The 339-nt window shown below is 64.6% G+C and carries 1 protein-coding gene; it reads left to right on the forward strand.

All coding sequences use genetic code 11. The features are described 5' to 3' along the window. A partial coding sequence (locus DIT71_RS17800; protein ID WP_147271480.1) for an iron chelate uptake ABC transporter family permease subunit occupies nt 1-339 on the forward strand: 339 nt, incomplete at both ends.

A 339-nucleotide genomic window follows, 5' to 3' on the forward strand; every position in this document is an offset into this window, starting at 1 on the left:
CGGCGCTGTTTGGTTTCACCTCTCCGTCTGAACAGCTGGTGATGGCCTTCTGCGGCGCGCTGGCCGCCTCGCTGGTGGTGGCCTTTACCGGCAGCCAGGGCGGCGGACAGCTCAGCCCGGTACGTCTGACACTGGCGGGCGTGGCGCTCGCGGCGGTGCTGGAAGGCTTATCGAACGGCATCGCCCTGCTCAACCCGGACGTGTATGACCAGCTGCGCTTCTGGCAGGCCGGTTCGCTGGATATCCGTACCCTTGATACCCTGAAAGTGGTGGCATTCCCGGTGTTTATCTCTGCCGCCGTAGCGCTGTGTTTAAGCCGGGCGCTCAACAGCCTGAGCC

The sequence above is a fragment of the Marinobacter vulgaris genome (assembly GCF_003344045.1).
Lineage (GTDB): Bacteria > Pseudomonadota > Gammaproteobacteria > Pseudomonadales > Oleiphilaceae > Marinobacter > Marinobacter vulgaris.